Annotated in this window: 1 protein-coding gene; it reads left to right on the top strand. The window is 65.3% G+C overall.

Annotated features, from left to right (window positions below):
• A partial coding sequence (locus J1M86_RS23175) for a biotin/lipoyl-containing protein (protein ID WP_206511539.1) occupies positions 1 to 1,802 on the top strand: 1,802 nt, incomplete at both ends.

Raw genomic sequence — 1,802 nt, 5'->3', positions numbered from 1 at the left:
GACTACGATTCCATGGTCGCCAAGATCATCGCCTGGGGCCGCGACCGCGACGAAGCATTCGCCCGGTTGCGCACCGCACTGCGTGAGACGACGGTGGTCATCGACGGCGGCACCACCACCAAATCGTTCCTCCTCGGCCTGCTCGACACCAGCGAGGTGATCTCCGGATCCGCTGATACCGGGTGGCTCGACCGCACCGACGCCGGCACCCCCACCGGACCGACGACCGTCGCCGACATCGCGATCCTCGCCGCCGCCATCGATGCCTACGACAGCGCCGAAGCCCACGAGCGGGCCGCGTTCCTCGCCTCCGCCCGCGGTGGCCGCCCCCGCGCCGCACACACCATCGGCCGCACCGTCGAACTGAACTACCAAGGACAGGGCTACACCCTCGGCGTCGGACAACTCGGACCACACCGCTACCGCATCGACGGCGACATTCTCGACAGTGGCAGCGGTGTCAGTGGCGGTGGTGAGTTGCAGGTCGACATCGAACGGCTCGGGAAGTACGAAAGCCGACTCATCCTCGGCGATCGCCGCTACCAGGTGGTCACCGTCGCCGGTGCGGCGCATTTCCTCGTCGAGGTCGACGGCATCACCCATCAGATCAGCCAGGACGAGGCCGGGCTGGTGCGTGCCCCCGCCCCCGCCGTCGTCGTCGCGGTCCCCGTCGCTGTCGGTGACGAGGTCGAAGCCGGACAGACACTGGTGGTGCTCGAATCGATGAAAATGGAAACCGCGGTCCGCTCGCCCTACGCGGGCCGGGTCCGTGAAGTCCTCGCCTCGGTGAACGGTCAAGTCGATTCCGGTGCCGCCCTGCTACGGGTCGATCAAGCCGGGGAGCAGAAAACCTCCACCCAGACCGAACGCGTGCAGTTCCGCACCGTAGCGGGCCCGGGCAACGAATCGGCCAGCTGCCGAGCGTTGGCACGGTTGGAAGAATTGTCCGCACTGATCACCGGATTCGATGTCAGCGCCTCCCGCGCCCGAGCATTGCTCTCCGGATACGAACAACTCCGCACCGCGGTCACCGGCGACGACACCGCCGTAGTCGAAGCAGAACTGGTCCTGCTCAACACCTTCGCCGACATCTGCGAACTCGCCCGCAACCGCCCCACCATGGACGAGGAAAACACCGACGAACGGGTCCATTCCCCCCGCGAACATTTCCACTCGTTCCTGCACTCACTCGATGTCGACATCCAAGGTCTCCCGGAAGCGTTCCGCAGCAAACTCTCCCGCGCCCTCCGCCACTACGACATCGACGACCTCGCCCGCAGTCCCGAACTCGAAGAAGCAGTCTACCGAGTCTTCCTCGCCCTGCAACGCATCGAAAACCAAGTACCGGTCATCGCCGCCCTCCTCGACCACTGGCTCGACGACTCCGCCGACAAAACCTCCGACACCGCCATCGGAGAGGTCCTCGAACGTCTCATCGTCGCCACCCAAGCCCGATACCCCGTCATCGGCGACGTCGCACGCAACCTCCGCTTCCGGTTGTTCGACGCCCCCCAAATCCGCCGCGCACGCGAACAGGTCTACGACGGAGTCCGAGGAAGCCTGCAATACCTCACCGAAAACCCCGACGCACCCGACTACGCCGCCCGCATCGACGCCCTCGTCTCCACCCCCGAACCCCTGATCGACCTCCTCGCAGCACGAATCACCGACCCCGGCGCACTCCTGGAAGTCATCACCCGCCAATACTACGAAATCCGCACCCTCGAAGACGTCAAAGCCTTCGACCGCGAAAACAAACACTTCGTCACCGGCAACTTCGACCTCGCCGGCGAACGACTACA

This window comes from Rhodococcus sp. KRD197 (genome assembly GCF_017168235.1).
Taxonomy (GTDB): Bacteria; Actinomycetota; Actinomycetes; order Mycobacteriales; family Mycobacteriaceae; genus Rhodococcoides.
The sequence above is the reverse complement of the archived record's forward strand: the minus strand, read 5'-3'. Positions and strand labels throughout refer to the sequence as shown.